The sequence below is a fragment of the Hymenobacter rubidus genome, from assembly GCF_016734815.1.
GTDB lineage: Bacteria > Bacteroidota > Bacteroidia > Cytophagales > Hymenobacteraceae > Hymenobacter > Hymenobacter rubidus.
Window position 1 is genome coordinate 26903 of record NZ_JAERQF010000023.1, and the last position, 25621, is coordinate 52523.

Sequence of the window (25621 nt, forward strand, 5' to 3'; positions counted from 1 at the left end):
AATAAGTGCAAATAATAAGGCGGTTTGTAACGTTAGGCGCCGCGGGCGGGTAGCCAGGCTGCTGTGTGAAGTTATTGCTGCGGCAAGCAACTCATTCGGCATTCCGGCCATCTATACCCGCAAACCTTCCTTTTTACTGCGCATGAACATATCTACCTACTGCCTTAGCGTTGGGCTATTGAGCCTGCTTAGCTTGGCCACAACGCTACCCGTTGCCGCCCAGGTACCTGCTCCGGCGGCTCCGGCCGTCGTTGGCACCGGCTCACTTACCGGTGTGGTGCTCGACTCGCTCAAGAAGGAGCCGGTGCCCTACGCCACAGTGGTGCTGCTGCACCCGGCCCCCGACGATAAGCCGATTACGGGTGTGGCGGCCGACGACAACGGCCGGTTTTCCCTCACCAAGCTCACGCCCGGCCCGGCCCGCCTGCGGGTGAGCTACGTGGGCTACGGCACCCAAACGCGCAATGTGACCATCACGGCCGGCGCGACGGATGCAGGGGCATTTCGGCTGCCGGTGGCAGGCACGGCGCTGGCCGAAGCCGTGGTGGTGGGCACCAAGCCGGTGGTAGAAGTGCGGCCCGACCGCCTGGTGTACAACGCCGACCAGGACGTGACCAACTCCGGGGGCACCGCCGCCGATGTGCTGCGCAAAGCCCCGCTGCTGGCCGTGGACGGCGAAGGCAAAGTGACCATGCGCGGCTCCGGCAATTTCAAGGTGCTGGTGAACAACAAGCCTTCGCCCACCATGGCCAGCAACCTGGCCGAAGCCCTGAAAAGCATCCCCGCCGACCAGATTAAGAGCGTCGAAGTCATTACCACGCCGCCGGCCAAATACGATGGCGAAGGCACGGCCGGCATCATCAACATCATGCTGAAAAAGGGTTCGGAACAGGGCCTCAACGGCCGGGTGAGCGCCTCGGGCGGCAACCGCAATACCAGCGTGGGTACGTCGCTCAATTTTAAGAAGCGCAAGTTCAACTTCACCTCTTCGGTCAATACGGGCACTTGGTTTAATCGGAATGTATTTGAGCGGGAACGGTTTGATAAGGTGAGTCTTAGCAGCCTGAACCAGAACAGCTCGGGTAGCAGCAATGGCCGCTGGTACTACGGCACGCTGGGCATGGACTACGACCTGAGCGACAAGCAGAGCCTGTCCCTCGCCGGCTCAATCAATGGCTACAGCGGCGACGATACCAGCAATTTGTTCAGCACGTTCACGAGCCCGGTGGCAGGCAGTAATGCGCTGTTCAGCCGCGACACGAAGACTATTTTCAGTGGCTTCAACGGCGAGCTGACTGGTACTTACACCAAGACTTTCGCCCAGGCCCGCCGCGAGTGGAGCATTATTGCCCAGTACGCCAACAACAGCGGCACGTTTGGCTACGATTACGACCAGTTTCAGAATTCCTACAATACCCTGGAGCATGGCCAGGCCAGCTACCGCGAACACAGCCGGGGCCGCACGCCTGGCCATGAATACACGTTCCAAACCGATTTCACGCAGCCCTTCGGGGAGAAGCAAACCCTCGAAACCGGGCTCAAAGCTATTTGGCGGCACACCGGCTCCGTGGCCGACGTATCGGGTCTGACGCTGGGCCAGAGCCTCGATTTTGTGCCGCTGCCCGACCGCGCCACCGATTTTAGCTACGACCAGAACGTGCAGGCGGGCTACGCAACCTACTCCTTTGCCCCCAGCAAGAAGCTGAGTGTGAGCCTGGGCAGCCGCCTGGAGCGCACCGCCCTCAGCGCCGATTTCCAGACCACCGGCTCGGACATTCCGCCCCGCAGCTACACCACGCTGCTGCCCAATGGTAACGCCCAGTATTCGTTCAGCGACAACAACAGCCTGCGCCTGGCTTACAGCCGCCGCATCACCCGGCCCTACATCGACTACCTGAACCCCTTCGTGAACCGCTCCGACCCGCAGAATATTTCCTACGGCAAACCCGACCTCGACCCCGAGCTGACGGACTCGTACGAGCTGAGCTTCAACACCAACGGGAAGGCCGGCTCGCTCAATATTTCGGCCTCGGCCCGGCGCACCGGCAATGCCATTGAGCAGGTGCGGCTGGCCACTGGCACGGCCGGCGTCACGGAGCAAACCTTCCGCAACGTGGCGGCCAATGCGTACTACCAGCTCAACTTCTACGGCTCGGCCAAGCCGGCCAAAGGCTGGGACATCAGCGGCGGCCCCGATGTGCAGTACATTGTGCGCCGCAGCCCCACGCTGGGCATCGAGCGGCGCGGCTTCACGGCCGGCATGAACTTCAACACCTCCTACAAACTGCCCAAAAGCTTCACCCTTCAGGCGTTTCTGTTTGGCTCGCTGCCCCAGCCCGATTTGCAGGGCACCGGCCCGGCTAACCTCTACTACCAGATGGGCGCCAAAAAAACGTTCTTCAAGGATAAAGCCGACCTGGTGGTCAATTTCGGCTCGCCATTCAACAATACCTGGGCCTACCGCAGCACCACCACTACGCCTTCCTTCGACGAAACCAGCACCTACCGGGCCTACCAGCGCAGCTTCCGCATCAGTTTCGGCTACCGTTTCGGCCAGGCCCAGCAAACCAAGCAGCGCAAGTCCATCTCGAACGACGATGTGAAGGGCGGCGGCAGCAAGCAAGGCGGGCAGTAGGAACGCAAAAGTCGGAACGTCATGCAGAGGCGGAGCCGAAGCATCTTGCGTGCAGCAGTAACTCAATCGATTGGTTTACTGCTGCACGCGAGATGCTTCGGCTGCGCCTCTGCATGACGGGCTTTCGATTGACAATAAGCACCCCAGGCAACCTTGCCGCTCCACTGTGCATCTGCCGCCACAGCAGCTCTAATGCCGCGCCGCCTTTGGCGATTCTCGTGGCGCACAGTACCTTCCGGTTCACCTATCTTACTTTCTGCAAGAAAACAATGGCCCTTACCATTACCAACCTTTCCAAAACCTACGCCAACGGGGTGCAAGCCCTCAAAAACGTCAGCCTCGATATTCCGACGGGCATGTTTGGCCTGCTCGGGCCCAACGGCGCCGGCAAAAGCAGCCTGATGCGCACCATTGCCACCCTGCAGGACGCCGATTCCGGCTCCATCATGCTCGATGAGTTGGATGTGCTGAAGGACAAAGACGGCGTGCGGCGCATTCTGGGCTACTTGCCGCAGGAATTTGGCGTGTACCCGCGCGTGACAGCCGAAGAATTACTCGACCATCTGGCCGTGCTCAAAGGCATCGGCAACGGCAAAGAGCGCAAGGAAATAGTAGAAGCCCTGCTGCAGCAAACCAATCTGTGGAACGCCCGCAAGAAGAACCTGGGCGGCTATTCCGGCGGCATGAAGCAGCGCTTCGGCATTGCCCAGGCCCTGCTCGGCAACCCGCGCCTCATCATCGTGGACGAGCCCACCGCCGGCCTCGACCCGGCCGAACGGAACCGCTTCCACAACCTGCTGAGCGAGATTGGCGAGCACATCATCATCATCCTGAGCACGCACATCGTGAGCGACGTGACGGATTTGTGCCGCAACATGGCCATCATCAGCCAGGGCCAGGTGCGCCTCACCGGCGACCCGCTCACGGTGGTGGAGCAACTGCGCGGCCAGGTGTGGCGCAAACTGGTGAGCAAAGACGAAGTAGCCGCCACCCAAGCCGAGCACCACGTCATCAGCACCCGCCTCTTTGCCGGCAAAACCATCGTGCATGTCCTGAGCGACGGCCGGCCGGATGCCTCCTTCGAGGAAATAAACCCGGATTTGGAGGACGTGTATTTCTCGCAAATCAGCGAGAAGTCGGCGGCTAAAGCCGTGATGCTATAAGAACGTCATGCAGAGCGCAGCGAAGCATCTTTACCGTGGAAGTAAATCAATCGATTGGATTACTTGAGCACGCGAGATGCTTCGCTGCGCTCTGCATGACGGGCTGAATTTTCTCTGCAATTCCGTTCGCCTCACCTTTCTGCAATCATGTTCCTCGCCATATTTCTTTTCGAGTTGAAATACCGCCTGCGCCGTCCGGCCACGTGGATTTACTTTGTTATTCTGGTCCTCATGGGCGGGCTGCTGGCGGCGGCGGCCGGCGGCATTTTTGGCTCGGGGGCCAATGTGAGCATCGGCGGCGACGGCGGCCGGGTGCACGTCAATTCGCCCCATTCCATCAGTGGCGCCGTGGCCCTGATGAGCTTTTTCGGGCTGCTCATTACATCAGCCATCATGGGCAACCCGGTGTACCGGGACTTCGAGCACCGCACGTATTCGCTGTTTTTTACCAAGCCCATCAGCAAGCTGGGCTATCTGGGCGGCCGGTTTTGGGGTTCATTCGTGGTGTGCGTGCTGGTGTTCAGCGGCATTGGTCTGGGCATGTGGCTGGGTGGCCTGCTGCCGGGAGTGGAGGCCGACAAGTTCGGAGTCAACCATTTGAGCTACTATGTGTGGCCCTACGTGGTTTTTATTCTGCCCAACCTGTTTTTCACGGGGGCCATTTTCTTCACCATGGCCACGCTCACGCGCAACATCCTGAGCACCTACATCGGCTCGGTGCTGCTGTTGGTGGGCTACCTCATTGCCCAGTCGCTGCTGCGCGATTTGGATAACATCGACCTGGCTTCCATGCTCGATGCCTTCGGCGGCAGCGCCAGCCGCTTCACCACCCGCTACTGGACACCGGCCGAAAAAAACACCCAGCTGCTGCCCCTCAGCCGCTATCTGGTGGTGAACCGCGCCCTGTGGCTGGGCGTGGGCGTGGCGCTGCTGGGGCTGTGCTACGCGCGGTTTCACTTCTCCGCCTTTGCCTCCGATAAGGCGCCCTCAAAGCGCAAGCGCCTGGCCGCGGCCCTGGCCGAGGTGGCCGCGGCACCCATGGGCGGGCGGCTGGTGCTGCCCCGCGTCACGCAGTTTTTCACCAGCGGCATGAACCTGCGCCAGTACTGGAGCCTCACCAAGCTGGAGTTTCGGGGCATCGTGCGCAGCGTGTATTTCGTGGCTATTGTGGCGGCGGGCGTCATCTTTTTGCTTGTAAGCGGCTGGCAGGTGGGGAAGATTTACGACACCGTCACCTACCCCGTCACTGCCGAGATGGTGGAGCTGCTGAGCGGCACGTTTGCCCTGTTCATTCTCATCATCATCACTTACTACTCCGGCGAGCTGGTGTGGCGCGAACGCGACGCCGGGGTGGCCCAGATTACCGACGCCCTGCCCGTGCCCAACTGGGTGCCGTTTTTGAGCAAGCTCAGCGCGTTAGGCCTTATCCAAGTGGTTCTGCTGGCCGTGGTGATGGCCTGCGGCATCTTGCTCCAAACCGCCAAAGGCTACTTTCACTACGAGCCGGGTCTCTACATTGAAACCCTGTTCGGACTTAAACTGATTGACTACCTGCTGCTGTGCGTGCTGGCCATGCTGGTGCAGGTGGTGGTGAATAACAAGTTTCTTGGCCATTTCGTGATGGTGCTGTACTACCTGGGCAGCATTTTCCAGGGCCAGCTGGGCATCAACCACAAGCTGTTCGACTACGCCGGCAACACCGAAACACCCTATTCCGACATGAACGGGTACGGGCATTTCGTGGCCGGCTTCAGCTGGTTTAAGTTGTATTGGGCGGCGGGCGCCCTGCTGTTGGCCCTGGCCGCCAACATTTTCTGGGTGCGCGGCACCGATGCGGCCTTTGTGCGGCGCCGTGCCGAAGCCAGTCGCCGCTGGGGCCGCCCCGCCTGGACGGCCCTCGCCCTGGGCCTGCTCGTGATGCTGGGTGCCGGTAGCTTCATTTTCTACAACACCAACATCGAAAACCAGTACCGTGCGCCCAAGGAAATCGAAAAGCTGACCGCCGGCTACGAGAAAACCTACCGCCGCTACAAAGACCTCGCCCAGCCCCGCCTCGTGGCGGTGAATCTGAAAACCGACCTCTACCCGGCCACCCGCACGGTGCACATCGAGGGCAGCTTCTGGCTGAAGAACCGCCACACCGCGCCGCTGGACACCATCATCATCAACGTGCCTTCGCGGGCTCGGGTGCGCAAGCTGGCCCTCGGCCGCCCGGCCACGCTGGTGCTCAACGACACCACCGTCAACCTCCGTTTCTACCGCCTCGCCCAGCCCCTGGCCCCCGGCGATTCCGTGGAAATGACCACCGTGCTCGACTATGGGGAGAAAGGCTTCCCCAACTCCGGTTCCAACACCGACATCGTGCAGAATGGCATCTTCATGAACAGCCAGAGCTACCTGCCCGGCATTGGCTACAGCGAGCAGGGCGAGTTGAGCGAAGACGACGTGCGCAAGCGCAACGGCCTCCAGCCCAAGGAGCGGCAAGCGCCCGCCACCGATATGAAAGCCCGGCAGAACACCGGCCTCGCGGCCGATGCCGACTGGATTCGTTTCGAAATTGTGCTCAGCACCAGCGCCGACCAACTGGCCGTGGCGCCCGGCCGCCTGCTCAAGGACTGGACCCAGGGCAACCGCCGCTACTTCCACTACAAGATGGAGCAGCCCATGCTCAACTTCTACACCTTCCTCTCGGCCCGCTACAAGGTGTATAAGGATGCGTGGCAGGACTCGGCCGGCCACCGCGTGGTGCCCATCGAAATATATTACCAGCCCGGCCACGAGTACAACCTCAAGCGCATGGCGCAGGCCGTGAAGGAGTCGTTTGCCTACTACACCAAGCACTTCGGGCCCTACCAACACACGCAGGTACGCATCCTGGAATTTCCCAAGTACCAGAGCTTTGCCCAGAGTTTTGCTGGCACCATTCCCTTCTCCGAAAGCATTGGCTTTATCGCCAAAGTCGACCCCAACGACCCCGAGGACGTGGACTACCCGTTCTACGTGACGGCCCACGAAGTAGCGCACCAGTGGTGGGGCCACCAGATTGTGGGCGGCAACGTGCAGGGCGAAACCATGCTCATCGAAACCATGGCCCAATACTCGGCCCTGATGGTGATGAAACACCATTACGGCGCCTACACCATGGAAAAATTCCTGAAATACGAGCTGAACAGCTACCTCAACGGCCGCGCTTTCGAGCGTAAAAAGGAAGTGCCGCTGGCCAAGGTGGAAAACCAGGGCTACATTCACTACCGCAAAGGCTCGGTGGTGATGTATGCCCTGCAGGACTACATCGGCGAAGCCAACGTGAACACGGCCCTGCACCGCTTTCTGGAGCAGCACAAGTACGAAACCGCGCCCTACAGCACCGCCCCGGAACTGGTGGCCGAATTCCGCGAGGTGACGCCCGATTCGCTCCAGAACATGGTCACGGACCTGTTCGACCGCATCACGCTCTACGAAAACCGCCTCACCGATGCTTCGGTGAAAAAGCTGCCCAACGGTAAATTCCAGGTAAATCTGACCGTGGAAAGCAAGAAGCTGGTGGCCGACAGCCTCGGCACCGAGCGCCCCAGCCCCGAAAACGACTACCTGCCCGTGGCCGTGTTCCCCGCCCAGGGCGACCACAAGCTGCCTGTGCCGCCGCTGCTGCTGGTGAAGCGCCGCTTCCACGCTGGCACCAATAAGCTGGAGTTCGTTGTGGCAAAAGAGCCTGCCAAAGTCGTCATCGACCCCTACCACGAATTCGTCGACCGGGTGCAGGACGATAACGTCAAGCAGGTAAAGCTATAGTTCGGCTCCCGGTACGATGCACCAGACGCAAAAATCCCCGGCCTTTTGGTCGGGGATTTTTTGCGTCTGGACGATAAAATTTGTTTAACAGCTTAGCCGCGGGCTTTTCTCAGCTCGCGCTTCACTTGCTTATGAGCCGTCTTGAGGTATTTTTTCAGCTGCTGCTTGCGCGATATCACAATGACGCGGGCATTGGCCAGGGTCACCGTCGATTCGCCGGCCGCTGCATTCAGGGTCATGTTCTCGTCGGCGTAGCCAGCGTACGTCACGCGGGCTTGCAGCGGCCCGGCATTGGCCGGTACCGTGAATTCGAACTCACCATTGGCATTGGTTACCGCCATTTCCTTGGTGCCGGTCAGAAAAACAACAGCGCCTGGCAGTGGCCCAGCGGGGCTGGTAATCTTGCCGGACAGCACCACCTTTTCCGTCGAAACCGCTGAGCGGTCAGGGGTAGTCTTGCCGTCGGTGTTGGCCGAGCCAAACGTTGCATTGCTCGCAAAAACACTTTGAGCGCGGGCGGTGCTGAGGCTGAGAGCCCCGGTGAGAACAGAAGCGAGGAGAAGGGCGGAGAGGCGCATAAGTAAAAAGCGAGATGCAGTTAAGGTGGGTCGTTTTTGAATGATACAAATGTACCCTTGCACCTTAGCCAGATTAGGCCGGCTTCGTCCAACTGTGGGAATCAGCCGGCCAATGGAAGCTTTTGCCAAAGCAAACGGAAAGTATTGCCCCTTGCGTCAGCCATGTAAAGCAAAAAACCCTGACCGTTCACGGTCAGGGTTTTTTCGGCTGGTTGGAAATAATTGCAGAAAGCAAGGTGTGGAATCAGAGAGTATAGCCGAACTATGTAGTTAGGTAATCTTTTATTTGCTACCGGCTTGCACGGTATCGGCATTTTTGGTGCGTAGCAGGTATATAGAGCCCATGGCTTGCGCCGGCGCGAAGCGTACCACCTCCTCCTGCAAGCCGCCGTAGCCGCAGGTCAATTCCACCACTTTGGTGTTGGCAGGCACGCTCAGCTCAAATTCGCCTTCTGAGTTGGTTACTACTATTGTGCGGGTGCCGTGCAGCCACACGGTAGCGCCGGGCAGCACCCCCTGCTTGCCTTGTACCACACCGTGCACTTTTTTATCGGGGGTGTTATTGGGGGTTTCTTCCGTGTCAGTTCCCGTGCTTGCTACCACCGGGGCCTCCACCCGCGTGTAGGCATATTGTGCATGGCTGGCGGTGCCACTGAGTAGCAGCCCGAAAGCAACAATAACAGAGGTAAGGGGCGAGGCCATATAGAATAGAGTATGACGAAGAGTGGTTTTTATTAGACAATACAAACATACAATCAGGGTAGACCTTTTTGCAAGTTTTCATCAAAATAAATTCACCTTTATTCTAGGATAAACGCAATGATTGTACTTATCGGAAAGCTATATCATACAAAAAGCCCCCTGGCGTCACGCAGAGGGCTTTTTGCGAAAGCTGAACTATGAAATAGTCAATATGACTGCATTTAGAATGCTTATTATCAGTTGTATGCGATGATTTTTATGAGGGTAATATCAGCCGATATGCTTAGGCGGCAAAGCGGTCAAGACCGATGGGATGGTAGTTGCGCCCCAGCAGCCATGGGGCTGGCAATGGCCATGCAGAGCTAAGCGGCTTTCCGTAATTGCTCTTCTTGGCGAAAAAGGAAGTAGGAGTATGCGTAGCTAAACAGGGCCGTGGCCAGCGTAAAGCCTACAAGTATCCAATGGGTCCAGGCCACCGGAACCACCAGGGCCAGGGCGGCAATCAGGAGCCCCGCTATGCAAAACACAAAGCCGCCCACCCGATGCGTACGCGCCCAAACGGTGGGGCTTTCCAAGGTCCAGGGAGTGCGAATGCCCACAAAATAGTTCGGCTGCACCGTGGTCAGGTAGTTGCCCAGGAAGGCAAAGAATAAACCCAGCACTACTACCACGCCCCGTCCACTGGTGCTGGCCGGGTGCACGGCCGCGTGCAGACTGTAGCAGGCCAAGCCGCCCAGCAGGGCCACCACGGCCAGCCGCAGCTTCTGAAAGTTGACGCTGTCGCCGTCGAGGCGGCGCTTGGGGTCGAGGCGCGGCAGGATGCTGAAAAACAGTGCCATGCCCAGCGGCAGCCCCAAGGTGAGAAGCCACATGTTGGCGCGGTCGGTGTAGCCGTTGGGCTGGCCATCGGTGCCAAAATGGGTAGGAATTTGGGCGGGCAGTTGGGGCCACAAGTAAGCCAGGTACAGCGACGGGGCCAGCACCACCGCCAGCGTGAGCAATTGCCAGGGCAACAGGTTCTTTTTCATGACGCGGAATTGAAAATTGGAAAGAAAAAATCAGGATTTGAACTGATACAGCCAGCCGAGCAATTCGTCAAAAACAGTCATGTTCAGCGTGTAGACCACAAATTGGCCCTGTTTCTGGCTCGTGACGAGGTCGGCCTGGCGCAGCAGGTCGAGGTGGTGGCTGATGGTGGGGGCGGAGAATTGGAATTGTTCGGCAATGGCCCCGGCCGTGGCGGGCCCGTTGCGCAGCCGCTCCAGAATGGCGCGCCGGGTGGGGTCGTTCAGGGCTTTGAAGAGGGCATTCATTCGGGTGATTCAATGTTTAGGCAAATGTCTAAATAAAATGGATATAAAAAAGCGCGGCCCCTCAAAATGGAGCCGCGCCGATAAAATATTTCGAATACTATTTATAAAAGGCTGTTAGGCAGGTTGCTGGGCGGGAGATTCAGCAGCCTTTTCTGAAGCACGGCCCCAGGCGCTGCAGCGGCTACGCATTTGCTGGCGGAATTTTTCGCGGGCCTCGGGGCTGAGGTGTTCCATGCGGCCGGCCATGCGCTGCTGCCACTCGCGCCGCTTGCGGGCCCAGGCGGCCGACTTATTGCCCCCCGGCTTGAAGCCGAACAGAATGCGGCTCAGCAGCAGCAGGCCGTAGGTCTGCGGCAGGTTGATGCTTGGGAGATGGAATAGCTCCGGCATCAGCCAGTTCCAGAGGGCCTGGGTAACGAAGCCAATGACCACGAGGAAAAGCGCGGCAAAAAGAAAAAAACGGAGGCCGCGGAGCAGCCAGAATTTACGGTCCATGATAAGGGCGAAAATAACGGGAGGGAATTAGTCGGTGAATAGCTCAGTGTAGAGCGTCTGCAGGCGCTTGCGCAGGTGCAACACGGCGTAGTGCTTGCGCGAAATCAGCGTTTTGAGCGGGACGCCGGTTTCTTCTTCCATTTCACGGAAGGTTTTGTCTTCCAGTTCGTGCCACACAAACACTTCGCGTTGGGCCACGGGCAGCTCGGCCAGCGCGTCGCTCAGGGCTTCCATGAGGGTTTCGCGCAACAGGCGGTTTTCGGGCGAGTCGTCGGGAGCGGGCAGCAGGTCGGCCAGCAGCAGGCCTTCGCCGTCGTCCGAAGCTTCGGCCGCGCCGAAAGCTTCTTCCAGACTCACCGGCCGCTTGCGGCGGTACAGGTCGGTGATGCGGTTGCGGGCCACCCGAAAGAGCCAGGCCGCCGCCTGCTCCACGGGCTTGAGCAGCCGGTAGCTTTCCACTAGCTCGGCGAAGACATCCTGCAGGAGGTCTTCGGCCTCGGCTTCATCGGGAATGCGGCGCCGGATGAACTGCAGCAGCCGGGGCCGCTGCTGCTGCACAGCTTCGGCAATCTGGCGGTCTTGCTGCGAAGCCGACATCGGCAGGAGGGGAGTAGGGAGCGAAAGTGCCATGGTAGTCATTCTGAGCAATCAGACGCCGGGCGCTCGAAAATACTTTAAGAATTTTTGGGCGAGCATCTAAAGAACGGTCATGCTGAGCGCAGCCGAAGCATCTCTACTGCGCAACTAATCCTATTGATTGGATTACTGCTGCGGGAGAGATGCTTCGACTGCGCTCAGCATGACGTTCTAAATCATGTGTTGCTCGCAAAAATCAAACCCTGATTTTTCGTTTTTCAGGGTACCTTTGCCAGCCGGCCGGCTGCCTAATGCCCATTCGCCGGTTCTTCTGCATGGACCCAACCGTTTCCCAGACCATTCCCGAAGTCATTCGGACCGTTCCGCTTCAGTACTACGTTTTCTTCGCCTCGGCCTTGTTTGCCATCGGCGTTACGGGCGTGCTGGTTCGGCGCAATGCCATCATTATTTTCATGTGCGTCGAGCTGATGCTCAACGCGGTGAACATTCTGCTGACGGCCTTCTCGGCCTACCGCGCCGACCCCAACGGGCAGGTTTTCGTGTTCTTCATCATGGCCGTGGCCGCCGCCGAGGTATCGGTCGGGCTGGGCATCATCGTCATGATTTACCGCAACTTCCAAACCACCGACGTCAACCTTTTGAGCCGCCTGAAGTGGTAATGCCAAGTTATAAAAGGCCGTCATGCTGAGCGCAGCCGAAGCATCTCTACTGCGCAAGTAAATGAATTACTGTTGCACGCGAGATGCTTCGGCTGCGCTCAGCATGACGTTCAGTTTGTTAGCATAAATAACTCCATGCAAGAAACCGTTCTCCCCGGCGCCAACGCCCCATATTCCACGTTTCTCTACGTCCTGATTCCGTTGCTGCCCTTCCTGGGCTTTCTGCTAAACGGACTGCTGAACAAGAAGCTGTCGGGCACCGTGGCCGGCCTCATTGGCAGCGCCACCGTGCTGGGCTCGTTCCTGATTTCGGTGATGCTGTTCCTGAATTTCCAGTACCAGTACACGGTGCAGCTGTTCGACTGGATTTCGGTGGGCTCGCTGCAGATTCCCTTTCAGTATCAGATTGACCAGCTCAGCCTGATAATGCTGCTGCTCGTGACGGGCGTAGGCTTCCTCATCCACGTCTACAGCATCGGCTACATGCACCACGACGAGAACGTGGGCAAGTTCTTCAGCTTTCTGAACCTGTTCATTTTCAGCATGCTGCTGCTGGTGATGGGGGCCAACTTCGTCATCCTCTTCATCGGTTGGGAAGGCGTGGGCTTGTGCTCCTACTTGCTCATCGGCTTCTGGAACAAGAACACCAGCTACAACAACGCCGCCAAGAAAGCCTTCATCATCAACCGCGTGGGTGACCTGGGCTTCCTGCTGGGCATCTTCCTGATTTACCTCACCTTCAACTCGGTGCAGTACGCCGAAGTGTTCCAGAAAGCCTCGCTGGGGCAGTTTGGCCTGATGGGTGTGGGCGTTTGTACCTACATCACGCTGCTGCTGTTTGTGGGCGCCATGGGCAAGTCGGCCCAATTGCCGCTCTACACCTGGCTGCCCGACGCCATGGCCGGCCCCACGCCGGTTTCGGCCCTCATCCACGCCGCTACCATGGTAACGGCCGGCATTTACATGGTGCTGCGGGCCAACGTGCTGTTCACCTTATCGCCCGATACACTGCAGGTGGTGGCCATTGTGGGCGCGGCCACGGCGCTGTTTGCCGCCACCATCGGCTTGGCGCAGAACGATATCAAGAAAGTGCTGGCCTATTCCACGGTGTCGCAGCTGGGCTATATGTTTCTGGCATTGGGTGTGATGGGCTACTCCACGGCCCTGTTCCACGTCCTCACCCACGCCTTCTTCAAGGCGCTGATGTTCCTTGGCGCGGGCTCGGTTATTCACGCCATGAGCAACGAGCAGGACCTGCGCCGCATGGGCGGCCTGCGCAAAGCCCTGCCTATCACGTTCCTCACGTTCCTCATCGGCTGCCTGGCCATTTCGGGCATTCCGCCGTTCTCGGGCTTCTTCTCCAAAGACGAAATCCTGGCGCATGCCTTCGAGCACAATAAGGTGCTGTGGGCCATGGGCTTGCTCACGGCGTTCCTGACGGCGTTCTACATGTTCCGCCTGCTGTTTCTGGCGTTCTTTGGCGAGTTCCGGGGCACCGAGGAGCAGAAGCACCACCTGCACGAATCGCCCGCTTCGATGACGTTCCCGCTCATCGTGCTGGCCATTCTGGCGGCCGTGGGCGGCTTCATGGGCGCGCCGATGTTCACGGGCGGCCACCACTACCTGGCCGAATACCTGGCTCCGATTTTCACGTACTCGCAGCGCCTGCGGCCGGAAGTTTTCGCGGCCGAGCCGGATAAAAATACCGAATTGATGCTGATGGGCTTGTCGGTTGCGGCGGGCGTGTTGGGCATCATCCTGGCCTATGTGATGTACGTAGCCCGCGCGGCGCGTCCGGCCGAGGACGAAGCCCAGCGGTCGGCTCCCGAAAGCTTGGTGTACCACAAATATTACATCGATGAGCTGTACAACACGGTGTTTGTGAAGCCGGTAATGGCGCTGTCAACCGGCCTCTACAAATTCGTGGAAAACGGCGTTATCAATCCCGCAGTGGGCGTGTTTGGCCGGGCCGTGAATGGCGGCGGGCAACTGCTGCGCTACGTGCAGACCGGTGCCGTGGAAACCTACCTGATTTTGATGGTCATTGGCATTGTGCTAATTCTGGGCCTGAATTTCGGGCGGTTGTAAACCGATTCGTGCTGCCCCGTCTCACCAAAAGAAAACGCCACCCGCCGAATGCGGGTGGCGTTTTCTTTTGGCGGCTATTTCTTCACTGCCGTTCCAAAACGGTGCCCTATCTAAAACGCGAGTAGAATGAGCCAACCACCTTGCTGACCCATCAATTGCAGTGAGATAAATCGCATCAGTTATTTCTTATAAATAACTGATTAACAGATTTTTAATTAAATAAATTTATAAAACCAGTAACTGGAGACAGCAACTTTTTTAGGTAGGAGGGGTATAGGAGCACATCCAAAACAGGACTCCTGACCTGCGAGGACTTGTGCATCTATTCCCACCATCTCATAAGAAATATGTCTTTAAAACCTCAACTCCTTCAGGGCTTGGCGTTGGCAACTGTTGTGCTTAGTAGCACGGCGCCTTCGGCTCAGGCCCAAACGGCTGACAAAAAAACTGCTCTTAGCGGCTGGGTCAGCTCCTTGCAATACGCCGGTAACCAAGGCTCCGACTTCTGGAACCGCAGCGGCGTCGATATTGAAGTTGGGGGCGGCGGCGGCATCACGCGCTACCTCTCGCCATCGTTCGACCTGGGCGTGTACGGCAACTACGAGACGTACAAGTTTTCCGGCAGCTTCAACAGCACCCCCGCCAACTTCGAAGCGCGGACTGGCATGATTGACCTGGGGCTGAAGCTGAAGCTGAACAACGGTAAAATCCTCAAGGAAAATTCGTTCATCCAGCCCTACCTGATGGCCGGCCCGGGCCTGTTTCTAACGAACAGCACCGGTACGGTGAAAGCCCCTGGCCAGGCCGTATCGACTCCTTTCTTCCGGCAGATTCGGCGGGGCGAAGTGTATGGCGCCGCCGGCCTGCGCTTCCGCTTGTCGCCCTCGGTGTTTGCCGACTTGCAGACCGGCTACCACTACCCCTTCAGCGACGAGGTGGACGGCGTGGTGCAAAACGAGTCGGATAGCCGCAACGACCGGTTCTTACTGCACCAGGTAGGCATTACGGTGGCCTTTGGGCAGATGAAGGACGAGGACAAAGACGGCGTTTCGGACAAGAAGGACAAATGCCCCGGCACCCCGGCTGGCGTGGCCGTGGACCCCAACGGCTGCCCGCTGGATAAGGACGGCGACGGCGTGCCCGACTACCAGGATAAGTGCCCCGACGTGAAAGGCGTGGCTGCCCTGCAGGGCTGCCCCGACCGCGACGGTGACGGCGTAACCGATGCCGACGACGCTTGCCCCGACACCCCCGGCAAGGCCGAGCTACGCGGCTGCCCCGACGCCGACAACGACGGCGTGATTGACCAGAACGATAAGTGCCCCGGCACCCCCGCCGGCGTGCGCGTCGATGCCAGCGGCTGCCCGCTCGACCGCGACGGTGACGGCGTCCCCGACTACCAGGACCGTTGCCCCGACCGCGCCGGCCCGGCCAGCAACAAAGGCTGCCCGGAGGTGAAAGCCGAAACCAAAAAGCGCCTGCAAGAAGCCACGAAGTACATCAACTTCGAGTTCAACAAGGCCGTGCTGTTGCCCAGCTCGTACCCCACGCTGAAGGACCTGGCCGCCGTAATGACTGAGTACCCCGACTACACGCTGAGCATTGCCGGCCACACCGACAGCAAAGGCGACGACAACTACAACCTGCGCCTCTCCGACGACCGCGCGGCTTCGGCCCGTACCTACATGCTGAGCCAGGCCGTGCCCGCTGACCGCATTGTGTCGCATGGTTTCGGCGAAACCAAGCCGATTGCCGACAACGCCACCGATGCCGGCCGCGCCGTGAACCGTCGCGTGGAATTCGACCTCTACCTCACCGGCGACCCCAACTCGGCCGAAGTGAAGTACGGCCCGGCCCCGACCATCCAGCCCGAACCGGTGAAAGCCGCCCCGGTGAAAAAGGCTCCGGCCAAGAAAGCCCCGGCGCGCAAGGCGCCGGTGAAAAAAGCCCCCGCCAAGCGCAAGTAGCCGACGAGCCTAAACAAGCAAAAAGGCCTGCTCTCAACGAGCAGGCCTTTTTTGTGTCCACTGGCTGCGTTCCATCGCGCCCCGTCCGCCAGCACTTGGCGTTTAAAATGCCGAATACGTTACGGCCAGGTAATACAGCCCGCCCACGCTCGGCCCACCGAGGTAGGACACATAGTAGTTATTGAGCACGTTGCTGGCACCCAGCTTGAAGCGCACCTGCGCAACGGGCACGGCGTAGCTCAGCTGAGCATCGAGCGTATGATAACCGGGTACGTCGCCATTCACCAGAAAGGTCTGGGAATAGTAGCCCTGCTGCCAGCGGTAATGGAGGCCAAATCCGAAGTTGCGGTAGGCGTTTTCATTGCCCAGACTCAGGTTGTAGGCCCAGCGCGGAGTATTGAACCCGTCTTCTAGGCCGTCGCCGTTTTCGGTGCGGTCGAGGCGGGTGTAGGTGGTATTGGCCCCAATGAGGTAGCCGCGGCCCACCTCATAGCGCAGGCCGGCCGAGCCGCCGTAGTTGTACACCTGGCTTTGCGAGTTGGTCCAGAGGCGGTAGCGGGCCTGGCCGGTGCGGGCATTCAGGGCCGTGGCAATGGAGTTGAGGTCGGTGCCGGTGTTGAGGGGCTGGCCGGCGGTGGTTTGCGGCACGTAGGCCTCCACTTGGGCAATAAAGTCGCGGTAGGAATTGTAGTAGAAATCCACATCGAACACCAGCCGACCAGTGGGGCCAAAAGCCGCCTTGTAGCCGATTTCAAACGAGCGGATGTACTCCGGTTTGAGGTAGGTGTAAGGGTTTTTGACCAGCATATTCTGATTCTGGGCAATGGCCTGCTGGCGCTTCTGGGCTGCCGTGGCCGAGGAGGTATTAGCGTTGATGCTGGCCGTAACGGCGTTATTGAACGCATCAATACTCGTGCGCAAATAGCTGTTCTCAAACACCCCATCCGACATCACGCGCAGCCCGCCGATGCGTTTCACCTGCCCGCTGTTTACGTTCGAGAAGCCCTCGAACAAGCTCGGGAAACGGTAGCCGCTCTGGTAGCTGACGCGGAAATTCTGCCGCTGCGTGGGCGAGAAAACGGCCGTGAAGCGCGGGTTGAATTGGGTAGCGAAGTAGTCGTTTTTGTCGATTCGCAGCGTGGCGGTGAAGCGCAGCTTGTCGGCCAGAAACCGGCCACCGGCCTGCACGAAACCGCCCGTTTTCGAGTAAGTCAGGTTGTCGGTGAGCGGGTCTTTGCCGGGGTTGGGGTTGATGAAATAGTTGCCGTCGGGCACCACAATGTAGGTGCGGTGGTCGGCGCCGGCCAGCAGGTCGAGGCTGGCGGGCAGGGCGCGGCCGCTGCGGCGTAGCGCCTCGGCAATGTTCACCTGGGCCTCGCCGTGGAGCAGGTCGGCGCGCACGCGCAGGGCCGCGCCCACGTCCCAGTTGTTGATGCCCTGCAGCTCACTCAGGCGCTGGTTGAAGGCGTCGGTACCGGGCTGCGGGCGGCCGGCGTCGGCGGCGGTGCGGGCGGTGGCGTGGGCGGTGGCCACGGGCTGGCCAGCGGCTACGGCGGCGTTCCAGGCCCCCGCATAGTCGGTGTTCCACTGCGCGTCGGGCTTGAAGCTGCGGTCGATGTTCTCGCCCATCGAGCGCAGGTTGTAGCTCTGGCCGGTGTTTTCCTGGGTGAGGTAGGCGCGGGCCTGCACCACGGGCGTGGTGAGCGTGAGGGCGTGCTGCTGCAGGCGGTAGTCCTGCAGGCGGAAGCGGTTTGAGCGCTGGTACACGTTGCCGAACCCGGCCACGCGGTAGGTATAGGTCAGCTCCGTGCCGGGCCGGAAGCGGTAGTGCAGCGCCGCATCAGCCTTAAGGCTCTTGAGGGTATAATCCACCAAGTCCCGCTCGTCGTAGCCGGTGCGCGCCACCGAATACTGCTTGCCGCCCAGCGTGAGCGTGCTCCGGTCCGACGACTCGTTGCCGTAGCGGTTCACCTGGTCCGGGGCCGGGTTGTCGGCCCCGAACAAGCCGGTCGTGGCGTTGCCGTTGGCGTTGAGGTCGGTCTGGTCGTTGGCAATCCAGTCGTAGGCCCGCAGGTACGTGGCGTTGATTTTAAAAGCGAGCTTATTGGCCACCAGTACCTTGGCGTAGCGCAAGCTGGTTTCGGAATAGATTTTTTCCGGCGAGCTGCCCGCTCCAAACGGCTTTACATTCGGGTCGTTCATGTGGTTGATGCCGGTTTGCTGCCGCACGCTCAGCCCCTGCGAATTGAACGGGTTTTTCGTCTGAAAATTCGCCAGCCCGTTGATGGCGTTCAGCCCGTATAGCGCCGAGGCCGTGCCCGGCACAATTTCTACCGAGCCAATGTCCAAATCGCTCGGTCCGAGCATATTCCCAATTGGCCCGCCGATGTGCGGCGCCTGATTGTCAACCCCGTCCACCAGCTGGGCAAAGCGCACGTTGGTGGTGTTGGTAAAGCCCCGGGCGTTAATTACCTTGAAACCCAGGCTGGGCGTAATCACCTGTACGCCCTTCAGGTGCTCAATGGCATCGAAGAACGACGGCGCGGGCGTGAGCCGCAGGGCGCGCGGGTTGAGCTTTTCCACCGTCACCGGCGACTGCAAAAAGCTTTCCTCTGCCCGCGATGCCGACACGACGACTTCTTCCAAACCCACGTTTTTGCGGGTGGTGTCCGCCGGGGCAGTGGGTTGGGCCCCGGCGATTTGGGGCCGGCCTAGCACTGCCAGTGAAACTACTGAGAGGCAGAAGCCGCGGCGGGCAGCGGGAGGAGCAGGAAGTTTCAAACGGGCAAAAGTGAAGTTTCGTTGTATTGGCGAAGATATAACGCTTCGCGGCTTACTCAACTTCCTTGCAGATGCTTTGTTTCGAGCGCCATAAATTCCTGAAACCGCGCCTGTAGGGCTTTAAACGCCACAACAGCTTCCTGCCCGGCCTCCGTTACAGCGGCCCCGCCGCCTTTGCTGCCGCCGGTTTGGGTGGCGACCAGTGGGCTGGCGGCCTGCGCATTCATGGAGCTCACCAGGTCCCAGGCCCGCTTGTAAGACATGCCCATGGCCTGCGCCGCCTTCGAGATGGAGCCCAGCGCGGCAATCTGTTCCAGTAGCTCCAGCCGCCCAATGCCGAGGAAGCGGCCGTCCTCGGTTTCGAGCCACAAGCGGCCGTTGAGGCGGTAGGTTTTGGTGGGCAGGAGCAAGGTTTTCATGGGGCAAGTATACGCGTAGCGCGGACTCGTGGGAGTCCGCGCATTGATGCACCATTCGCCCAGGCGCGGACGCGCAGAGTCCACGCTACACCATCTGCTGCATCTGGCGGGCGTTTTCGACGCCCACGGCCCCGATGCCATTGTTGAAAAACAGGTACACTGCGCGCACGTTTTGAGCGGCCTTGATTTCGGCGGCAATGCGGGCCAGAAATCCCGGACTATAAGGCGATTTATACAGCTCCGGCACGCCGTGGAAGCGGTAATACACCGTGTCGGTATTGGCCACTACCTCATCGGGCAGCTCCAGGGGCGGCGGGTAGCTCTGGCCCACGAACGCAATGCCGTGCCGGGCCAGGATGCGCTGCACCTCGCCATCCCACCAGCTGGGGTGGCGAAACTCGACCACGTTTTGGAACGCCGGGTCGAGGCTGTCGAGCAGGCGGTGGAGCAGTTCGTCGGTGTAGGCGGCTTTGGGCGGAAGCTGGAAGAGCACGGGGCCCAGTTTTTCCTTCAGCCCCTCGGCCACGGTGCCGTAAAAATCGGCCAGAATGGGCTGGGCTTCGGCGTTGAATTTCTTGTAATGCGTCACCTGGCGCGGCGCTTTCACGGCGAAGCGAAAGCCAGGCGGACTCTGCGCGTACCAGGTTTCGAAGGCCTTCAGTTCCGGCATGCGGTAGAAGGTCACGTTCAGCTCCAGCGTGTTAAACTGGGTGCAGTAGTAGGCAAACCACTTGCGCGGCGGCAAGTCGGCAGGGTAAAAAATGCCTTTCCAGTCGCGGAAGGAAAACCCGGAACAGCCGATGTATATAGCCACGTTCATAGCTTGTAAAATGAAAAATGCAGACCAGCAGCCATACGTGCAAAGGCGCCGAAGCGACGCTGCCGCTGCTGCTGCGCCGGGAGCAGCCGTGGCACGGCTTTTTTGGCTCGTTCAATTTTCTGTTTCAATTTACTTACCTGGGGCGGGCCGTCGAGTTTTTCGTGGGGGCGGCACTGGCCGGGCTGCTGCCGCGTGGGCTGCCCGTAGCCCCGCCGCACGGCCCGACCTACGCCGGCCTGGCGGGCATGCTGCTGTGCCTGGGCGGCCTGAGCTTGCTGCACGGCCCAGCCATTGGGGCGTTCGGGGTGCTGACTCCGGCGGGCATGTTGCTCAACAGCGTGGCCCTGCCGCTGCTGGGCAGGCCGCCGCTGGTGCTGCTGGGCAAAAGCTCCTACGCGTTCTACCTCATCCACATGGGCGTGGGGCAGCAGTTGCTGCGCGGACACCTGCCCAATCCCGTGCTGCCCCTGCTGCTCCTCTATGGCGCGTCCATCCTGTTATATTGGCTGGTAGAAGAACCGCTCAACAAGTGGTTCCGGCGCGTGCTGGGCCGGGCCCGGCCAACTCCGCTACGGGCCAATTCGCCGCTGGGCAGTTGAAAGTTAACAGTGAAAGCAACCGGGATTGTTAACTTTTAACTGTCCTCAAAAGCCATACAAAACCGAAAATAGCCTTGCGTTATGATTGATAAGATTGCCTGGCTGCACCTGCGCAATGGCCACGTGCTGAGCACCCGCAGCCGGGGCAAAGACCGGTTCTACTTTCCCGGTGGCAAGCGCGAAGCCGGCGAAACCGATGCGCAGACCCTGCTGCGTGAAATCGAAGAAGAGCTAACCGTGGCCCTCGACCCGGCCAGCCTGCAATTGGCCGGGGTGTGGGAGGCGCCCGCCCACGGCCACCCGGCGGGCGTGCTTGTGCGCATGACGTGCTACTACGCCCGCTACACCGGCCGGCTGCAGCCCGCCGCCGAAATCGAAGAAGTGGCGTGGCTCACCTACCGGCACCGGGAGCAGGTGTCCGCCGTCGACCAGCTGATTTTTGACTGGCTGCGGGGACAACAGTTGCTGGCCGACTAACCGGCCGGGCCGCCGACGTTCCCACCCACAACTTGCATCGGCCGAAAGGAGTACATAGCGGTGGGCAGCCAGCGAAACGCTGCCCCTACCGTTTATGGATGCACTACGCACATTTACCGGCAACACGGAGGCCGAAATCTGGCAGCAGGTAGCCGCCGATATGGCTCAGCGGGGAGAGTGGTTTGAGTACGAAGCCGTGCTGCAGCAAGGCGGGTACGAGGTGTATGTCGCCGTGGACATCGACCTGGGCGGCGGCTTCGAAAGCGGCAGCGAGTCGACGACCATGACGGCGCGCCTGCCCCGGCCGGTGCCTTTGCGCTTTGCCCTGCACGAGCAGGATTGGGTGCACGAACTGGGCAAGCTCCTGGGCCTGACCGATATTGAGCTGGGCGACCCCGAAATTGATGCTGCCTTCATCATCACCACCAACGAGCCGGCCACCCTGCACGACTTGCTGGCCGACCCCGACCTGCGCCATACCTTGCTCCGCTACCGCGACCTGCGCCTGGTGCTGAAGCCCACCGGCTCGGCGCCCGACGAGGAAGCAGTGCTGGAATTCAGCAAAGACACGGCCCTGACCGACCCGGCACAACTCCAGGACGTGTACCACCTGCTGCTGACCTTGCTCCAGAAACTGGCGCCCCTGCCGGCTTCAACGGCTGCCTCGCTTTAATCAAGGCGCAGGACAGTTAGGGCGCGGCAGCCAGCCGGGTTGCTGCCGGCCGCAACAATCTTCAGAATAAGTCTTAAATGCCTGTCTTACAGCGGCAATAATAGGAGCCGCTGACTACCATTTCTTTGCCCGTATGTCAACTTACTCTGCGCTACCCCTGGCCGCCTTGGCCCTGCTGGTGGGCTGCGGTGGCCCCAGCAACCAGGAAAAACAGGAAGCCGCCGCCAACACTCCGGCCCAAACCCTGACCACACCCGCCGCCGAACCCGTGCATCTGCCGGCTCCCTACGCCACCAAATCGGTCACCCACCGGGTCAACATCCAGCCCTGGCCGGCCGGCCGCACGCCAACGGCGCCCCCTGGCTTCAGCGTGGCCGAGTACGCGGGCAACCTGGACAGCCCGCGCTGGTTCTACGTGGCCCCCAACGGCGACGTGCTGGTGGCCGAGGCCAGCACCATCCCGATGACGATGACCAAAAAAGTGGCCGCCGAGCTAAAGCTGGACAAATCCCGCTCGCTGCGCGACCACAGCGCCAACCGCATCACGCTGTTCCGCGACACCAACCAGGACGGCAAGCCTGACCTGCGCACCACCTTCCTCGCCAACCTCAGCCAGCCCTTCGGCATGCTGATTGTGGGCAATGCCTTCTACGTGGCCAACACCGATGGCGTGCTGCGCTTTCCTTACCAGCCCGGCGCTACCAAAATTGCGGGCTCCGGCCAGCGCATGCTCGACCTACCCAAAGGCGGCTACAACAACCACTGGACCCGCAACCTGCTGGCCAGTGCCGACGGCTCCAAAATCTACGTCACCGTGGGCTCCGGCTCCAACGTGCAGGAACACGGGGCCGAAAACGAGGTGCGCCGCGCCAACATTCTCGAAATAAACCCCGACGGCACCGGCGAGAAAATTTATGCCAGCGGCCTGCGCAACCCCATTGGCCTGCAGTGGCAGCCCGGCACCGGCAAGCTATGGGCCGTGGTGAACGAGCGCGACGAGTTGGGCGATGAGCTGGTGCCGGACTACTTCACCAGCGTGAAAGAAGGCGGTTTCTACGGCTGGCCCTACTCGTACTACGGCCAGAACGAAGAGCCCCGCCGCAAAAATGAGCGGCCCGACCTCGTCAAGAAAGCCCTGGTGCCTGACGTGCCCCTCGGGGCCCACGTAGCGGCCCTGGGCCTCACGTTTTATGACAAGGATGCGTTTCCGGCCAAGTACCGCCACGGGGCCTTCATCGGCGAGCACGGCTCTTGGAACCGCTCGCAGTACGCGGGCTACAAAGTGGTGTTCGTGCCCTTCGCCAACGGCCAGCCCAGCGGCCCGCCCGAGGACTTCCTCACCGGCTTCCTGGCCGGCGGCGACTCGAAGGATGCCTACGGCCGGCCGGTGGGCGTAACCACCCTGCCCGACGGCTCCCTGCTGGTAGCCGACGACGCAGGCGATAAAATATGGCGGGTGAGCGCCGTGCACTAGCAAGGCTGTTTGGGTATGTATACGTTAGGCCGTCATGCAGGGTGTTTAACGGTCATGCAGAGCGTAGCGAAGCATCTTTACCGCACAACGCGACCGCAACGATTGGTTTACTATTGAGGTAAAGATGCTTCGCTACGCTCTGCATGACGGGTGAGCAAACACCAGTCGAACGCTCTGCTTGGCTGAGTTTGATGGGAAGTATGGTAGAAAACAGGTTCTGTCTTACCTTTCTGGCTATCACGCCCACCAAATAGCAACCGATGAGAAAAATCTCCGCTCTGCTGGCAGCGCTGGCCGTTGGCAGCCAGGCCCTGGCCCAAACGCCCATCAAAACGCTGCCTTATCCGCAGCCCAAGAAGGTGGATACCGTCACTACTTATTTCGGCACCAAGGTGCCCGACCCGTACCGCTGGCTCGAAAACGACCAGGCGCCCGACACGAAGGCCTGGGTGCAGGACGAAAACAAGGTGACGCAGAACTACCTCAGCCAGATTCCGTTCCGCGAAACCATTCGCAAGCGGTTGGAAACGCTGTGGAACTACGAGAAATACACGGCCCCGCAGAAGGAAGGTAAGTACACCTACTTCTCGAAAAACACCGGTTTGCAAAGCCAATTCGTGCTATATCGGCAGTTGGGTGCCGAGGGCAAGCCGGAAGTATTCCTCGACCCCAACACCTTCTCAAAAGACGGTACTACCTCGCTGGCCGGCATCAGCTTCACCAAGGATGGCAGCCTGGCCGCCTACCAGATTTCGGAAGGCGGCTCCGACTGGCGCAAAGTCATCGTGCTGCGTGCGGCCGACAAAACCATCGTAGGCGATACGCTGAAGGACGTAAAATTCTCGGGCCTGGCCTGGCACGGCAACGACGGCTTCTACTACAGCAGCTACGACAAGCCCAAGGCGGGCAGCCAACTGGCCGGCAAAACCCAGATTCACAAGCTGTACTACCACAAGCTGGGCACCAAGCAAAGCACCGATAAGTTGGTGTTTGGCGGCGAGAAAGTGCCGCGCCGCTACATCGGCGCTTCCGTATCGGAGGACCAACGTTTCCTGGTCATTAACGCCGCCAACACCACCACCGGTAATGAGCTGTACATCCAGGATTTGAGCAAGCCGGGCGGCGCCATTGTGCAGGTGGTGGATAATGAGAAAAGCAACGTGGGGGTGCTTGACAACGTGGGCAGCAAGCTCTACATCGAAACCAACTACAACGCCCCCAACAACCGCGTGGTAACCGTGGACGCCGCCAACCCCAAACCCGCCAACTGGAAAGACCTCATTCCCGAAACCGCAAACGTGCTGAACGCCAGCACTGGCGGCGGCAAAATCTTCGCCAATTACCTCAAAGACGCCACCTCGCTCATTGAGCAGTACGACATGAGCGGCAAGAAGGAGCGGAGCATCACGCTGCCCTCCGTGGGCACGGCCAGCGGCTTCGGCACCAAAAAAGAGGAGAAGGAAACCTACTACACCTTCACGTCCTACATCTACCCGCCCACCATCTTCAAGTACGACATTGCCACCGGCAAGTCCACGGTGTTTAAGAAGGCCGGCGTGCAGTTCGACCCCACCAAGTTTGAGTCGAAGCAGGTGTTCTACAACTCGAAAGACGGCACCCGCGTGCCCATGATTATCACCTACAAAAAAGGCACCGTGCTGAACGGCAAAAACCCCACGCTGCTCTACGCCTACGGCGGCTTCAATGCCAGCTCCACGCCGGGCTTCAGCACGTCCAACATCGTGCTGCTGGAAAACGGCGGCGTATACGCCGTGGCCAACATCCGGGGCGGCGGCGAGTACGGCGAAAAGTGGCACCTGGCCGGCACCAAGCTCCAAAAGCAGAACGTGTTCGACGACTTCATCGCCGCCGCCGAGTACCTGAAAACCAACAAATACACCGACACCGACCACCTCGCCGTCTCGGGCGCTTCCAACGGCGGCCTGCTGGTAGGCGCCACCATTACCCAGCGCCCCGACCTGTGCAAAGTGGCCTTCCCGGCCGTGGGCGTGATGGACATGCTGCGCTACAACCAGTTCACGGCCGGCGCCGGCTGGGCCTACGACTACGGCACGGCCCAGGACTCGCCCGAGATGTTCCAGTACCTCTACAAGTATTCGCCCTACCACGCCATCAAGCCGGCCCGCTACCCCGCCACCATGGTCACCACCGCCGACCACGACGACCGGGTGGTGCCCGCACACTCCTTCAAGTTTGGCCAGCGCCTGCAGGACTCGCAGCAGGGCCCGGCGCCCGTGCTCATCCGCATCGAAACCAAAGCCGGTCACGGCGCGGGCCGCTCCACGGCCCAGGTCATCGGCGAGCAGACCGATAAATGGGCCTTCATGTTCCAGAATATGGGCCTGGTGCCCTACCAGGCCAATTAAAT

At 60.1% G+C, this 25621-nt stretch carries 20 protein-coding genes; 11 read left to right on the plus strand and 9 right to left on the minus strand.

Annotated elements, in window-relative coordinates; translation table 11 throughout:
* The first annotated feature begins 142 nt into the window (after positions 1 to 142).
* The 3 genes from JKL48_RS15265 to JKL48_RS15275 all read left to right on the plus strand — a co-directional run bounded on the left by JKL48_RS15265 (position 143) and on the right by JKL48_RS15275 (position 7590).
* Positions 143 to 2635 (plus strand): TonB-dependent receptor domain-containing protein, encoded by a 2493-nt coding sequence (locus tag JKL48_RS15265; protein ID WP_201983995.1) that lies wholly within the window; start codon positions 143 to 145, stop codon positions 2633 to 2635.
* A gap of 269 nt (positions 2636 to 2904) precedes the next feature.
* A complete protein-coding gene (locus JKL48_RS15270; protein ID WP_201983996.1) occupies positions 2905 to 3798 on the plus strand; it encodes an ABC transporter ATP-binding protein in 894 nt (297 codons plus the stop codon).
* Positions 3799 to 3945: 147 nt separating this feature from the next.
* Positions 3946 to 7590 (plus strand): ABC transporter permease/M1 family aminopeptidase, encoded by a 3645-nt coding sequence (locus JKL48_RS15275; RefSeq protein WP_201983997.1) that lies wholly within the window; start codon positions 3946 to 3948, stop codon positions 7588 to 7590.
* A 92-nt stretch (positions 7591 to 7682) separates the two neighbouring features.
* Here JKL48_RS15275 and JKL48_RS15280 read toward each other — a convergent pair whose 3' ends face one another.
* The 6 genes from JKL48_RS15280 to JKL48_RS15305 form a co-directional block, all read right to left on the minus strand.
* On the minus strand, positions 7683 to 8168 hold the full coding sequence (locus JKL48_RS15280; RefSeq protein ID WP_201983998.1) for a carboxypeptidase regulatory-like domain-containing protein: 486 nt from the start codon (positions 8166 to 8168) through the stop codon (positions 7683 to 7685).
* Positions 8169 to 8450: 282 nt separating this feature from the next.
* Complete coding sequence (locus JKL48_RS15285) at positions 8451 to 8870, minus strand: peptidase associated/transthyretin-like domain-containing protein (RefSeq protein WP_201984000.1); 420 nt, start codon at positions 8868 to 8870, stop codon at positions 8451 to 8453.
* Between the two features lie 362 nt (positions 8871 to 9232).
* Positions 9233 to 9898 carry an SdpI family protein gene (locus tag JKL48_RS15290; RefSeq protein ID WP_201984003.1) on the minus strand — a complete coding sequence of 222 codons (666 nt, stop codon included), beginning with the start codon at positions 9896 to 9898 and terminating at the stop codon, positions 9233 to 9235.
* Between the two features lie 30 nt (positions 9899 to 9928).
* Positions 9929 to 10183 (minus strand): autorepressor SdpR family transcription factor, encoded by a 255-nt coding sequence (locus tag JKL48_RS15295; protein ID WP_201984004.1) that lies wholly within the window; start codon positions 10181 to 10183, stop codon positions 9929 to 9931.
* A gap of 114 nt (positions 10184 to 10297) precedes the next feature.
* On the minus strand, positions 10298 to 10678 hold the full coding sequence (locus JKL48_RS15300; RefSeq protein WP_201984006.1) for a hypothetical protein: 381 nt from the start codon (positions 10676 to 10678) through the stop codon (positions 10298 to 10300).
* 27 nt (positions 10679 to 10705) lie between these two features.
* Entirely contained in the window at positions 10706 to 11308 is a 603-nt protein-coding gene (locus tag JKL48_RS15305; RefSeq protein WP_236668834.1) for an RNA polymerase sigma factor, read from the minus strand.
* Between the two features lie 281 nt (positions 11309 to 11589).
* Here JKL48_RS15305 and nuoK point away from each other — a divergent pair, with 281 nt between their 5' ends.
* The 3 genes from nuoK to JKL48_RS23595 all read left to right on the plus strand — a co-directional run bounded on the left by nuoK (position 11590) and on the right by JKL48_RS23595 (position 15989).
* Positions 11590 to 11934, plus strand: coding sequence for an NADH-quinone oxidoreductase subunit NuoK (gene nuoK / locus JKL48_RS15310; protein WP_201984007.1), 345 nt, complete (start codon positions 11590 to 11592; stop codon positions 11932 to 11934).
* Positions 11935 to 12069: 135 nt separating this feature from the next.
* A complete protein-coding gene (nuoL, locus tag JKL48_RS15315) occupies positions 12070 to 14022 on the plus strand; it encodes an NADH-quinone oxidoreductase subunit L (RefSeq protein WP_201984011.1) in 1953 nt (650 codons plus the stop codon).
* A gap of 347 nt (positions 14023 to 14369) precedes the next feature.
* Positions 14370 to 15989, plus strand: a complete 1620-nt coding sequence (locus tag JKL48_RS23595; protein ID WP_201984012.1) for an OmpA family protein — start codon at positions 14370 to 14372, stop codon at positions 15987 to 15989.
* Positions 15990 to 16091: 102 nt separating this feature from the next.
* On the opposite strand, the gene JKL48_RS15325 is transcribed toward JKL48_RS23595, so the two are convergent.
* The 3 genes from JKL48_RS15325 to JKL48_RS15335 form a co-directional block, all read right to left on the minus strand.
* Positions 16092 to 18770 carry a TonB-dependent receptor gene (locus JKL48_RS15325; protein ID WP_201984015.1) on the minus strand — a complete coding sequence of 893 codons (2679 nt, stop codon included), beginning with the start codon at positions 18768 to 18770 and terminating at the stop codon, positions 16092 to 16094.
* A gap of 56 nt (positions 18771 to 18826) precedes the next feature.
* Positions 18827 to 19189, minus strand: coding sequence for a winged helix-turn-helix domain-containing protein (locus tag JKL48_RS15330; protein ID WP_201984018.1), 363 nt, complete (start codon positions 19187 to 19189; stop codon positions 18827 to 18829).
* A gap of 85 nt (positions 19190 to 19274) precedes the next feature.
* Positions 19275 to 20009, minus strand: coding sequence for a DUF72 domain-containing protein (locus tag JKL48_RS15335; protein ID WP_201984019.1), 735 nt, complete (start codon positions 20007 to 20009; stop codon positions 19275 to 19277).
* A 17-nt stretch (positions 20010 to 20026) separates the two neighbouring features.
* On the opposite strand from JKL48_RS15335, the gene JKL48_RS15340 reads away from it, so the two are divergent.
* The 5 genes from JKL48_RS15340 (at position 20027) to JKL48_RS15360 (ending at position 25619) form a co-directional block, all read left to right on the plus strand.
* Positions 20027 to 20608 carry an acyltransferase family protein gene (locus JKL48_RS15340; RefSeq protein WP_201984020.1) on the plus strand — a complete coding sequence of 194 codons (582 nt, stop codon included), beginning with the start codon at positions 20027 to 20029 and terminating at the stop codon, positions 20606 to 20608.
* Positions 20609 to 20689: 81 nt separating this feature from the next.
* Complete coding sequence (locus tag JKL48_RS15345) at positions 20690 to 21085, plus strand: NUDIX hydrolase (RefSeq protein ID WP_201984021.1); 396 nt, start codon at positions 20690 to 20692, stop codon at positions 21083 to 21085.
* A gap of 94 nt (positions 21086 to 21179) precedes the next feature.
* Complete coding sequence (locus JKL48_RS15350) at positions 21180 to 21758, plus strand: hypothetical protein (RefSeq protein WP_201984022.1); 579 nt, start codon at positions 21180 to 21182, stop codon at positions 21756 to 21758.
* A gap of 133 nt (positions 21759 to 21891) precedes the next feature.
* On the plus strand, positions 21892 to 23232 hold the full coding sequence (locus tag JKL48_RS15355) for a PQQ-dependent sugar dehydrogenase (RefSeq protein ID WP_201984023.1): 1341 nt from the start codon (positions 21892 to 21894) through the stop codon (positions 23230 to 23232).
* A 260-nt stretch (positions 23233 to 23492) separates the two neighbouring features.
* Positions 23493 to 25619 carry a prolyl oligopeptidase family serine peptidase gene (locus tag JKL48_RS15360; protein WP_201984024.1) on the plus strand — a complete coding sequence of 709 codons (2127 nt, stop codon included), beginning with the start codon at positions 23493 to 23495 and terminating at the stop codon, positions 25617 to 25619.
* Positions 25620 to 25621: the final 2 nt, after the last annotated feature.

Coding starts and splice junctions, on each gene's coding strand:
- JKL48_RS15270 (WP_201983996.1), top strand. CDS start 2,905: ATGGCCCTTACCATTACCAACCTTTCCAAAACCTACGCCAACGGGGTG.
- JKL48_RS15345 (WP_201984021.1), top strand. CDS start 20,690: ATGATTGATAAGATTGCCTGGCTGCACCTGCGCAATGGCCACGTGCTG.
- JKL48_RS15355 (WP_201984023.1), top strand. CDS start 21,892: ATGTCAACTTACTCTGCGCTACCCCTGGCCGCCTTGGCCCTGCTGGTG.
- JKL48_RS15360 (WP_201984024.1), top strand. CDS start 23,493: ATGAGAAAAATCTCCGCTCTGCTGGCAGCGCTGGCCGTTGGCAGCCAG.
- JKL48_RS15265 (WP_201983995.1), top strand. CDS start 143: ATGAACATATCTACCTACTGCCTTAGCGTTGGGCTATTGAGCCTGCTT.
- nuoK (WP_201984007.1), top strand. CDS start 11,590: ATGGACCCAACCGTTTCCCAGACCATTCCCGAAGTCATTCGGACCGTT.
- JKL48_RS15275 (WP_201983997.1), top strand. CDS start 3,946: ATGTTCCTCGCCATATTTCTTTTCGAGTTGAAATACCGCCTGCGCCGT.
- JKL48_RS15305 (WP_236668834.1), bottom strand. CDS start 11,308: ATGGCACTTTCGCTCCCTACTCCCCTCCTGCCGATGTCGGCTTCGCAG.
- JKL48_RS15285 (WP_201984000.1), bottom strand. CDS start 8,870: ATGGCCTCGCCCCTTACCTCTGTTATTGTTGCTTTCGGGCTGCTACTC.
- JKL48_RS15350 (WP_201984022.1), top strand. CDS start 21,180: ATGGATGCACTACGCACATTTACCGGCAACACGGAGGCCGAAATCTGG.
- JKL48_RS15280 (WP_201983998.1), bottom strand. CDS start 8,168: ATGCGCCTCTCCGCCCTTCTCCTCGCTTCTGTTCTCACCGGGGCTCTC.
- JKL48_RS15335 (WP_201984019.1), bottom strand. CDS start 20,009: ATGAACGTGGCTATATACATCGGCTGTTCCGGGTTTTCCTTCCGCGAC.
- JKL48_RS15330 (WP_201984018.1), bottom strand. CDS start 19,189: ATGAAAACCTTGCTCCTGCCCACCAAAACCTACCGCCTCAACGGCCGC.
- JKL48_RS15300 (WP_201984006.1), bottom strand. CDS start 10,678: ATGGACCGTAAATTCTGGCTGCTCCGCGGCCTCCGTTTTTTTCTTTTT.
- JKL48_RS23595 (WP_201984012.1), top strand. CDS start 14,370: ATGTCTTTAAAACCTCAACTCCTTCAGGGCTTGGCGTTGGCAACTGTT.
- JKL48_RS15295 (WP_201984004.1), bottom strand. CDS start 10,183: ATGAATGCCCTCTTCAAAGCCCTGAACGACCCCACCCGGCGCGCCATT.
- nuoL (WP_201984011.1), top strand. CDS start 12,070: ATGCAAGAAACCGTTCTCCCCGGCGCCAACGCCCCATATTCCACGTTT.
- JKL48_RS15340 (WP_201984020.1), top strand. CDS start 20,027: ATGCAGACCAGCAGCCATACGTGCAAAGGCGCCGAAGCGACGCTGCCG.
- JKL48_RS15290 (WP_201984003.1), bottom strand. CDS start 9,898: ATGAAAAAGAACCTGTTGCCCTGGCAATTGCTCACGCTGGCGGTGGTG.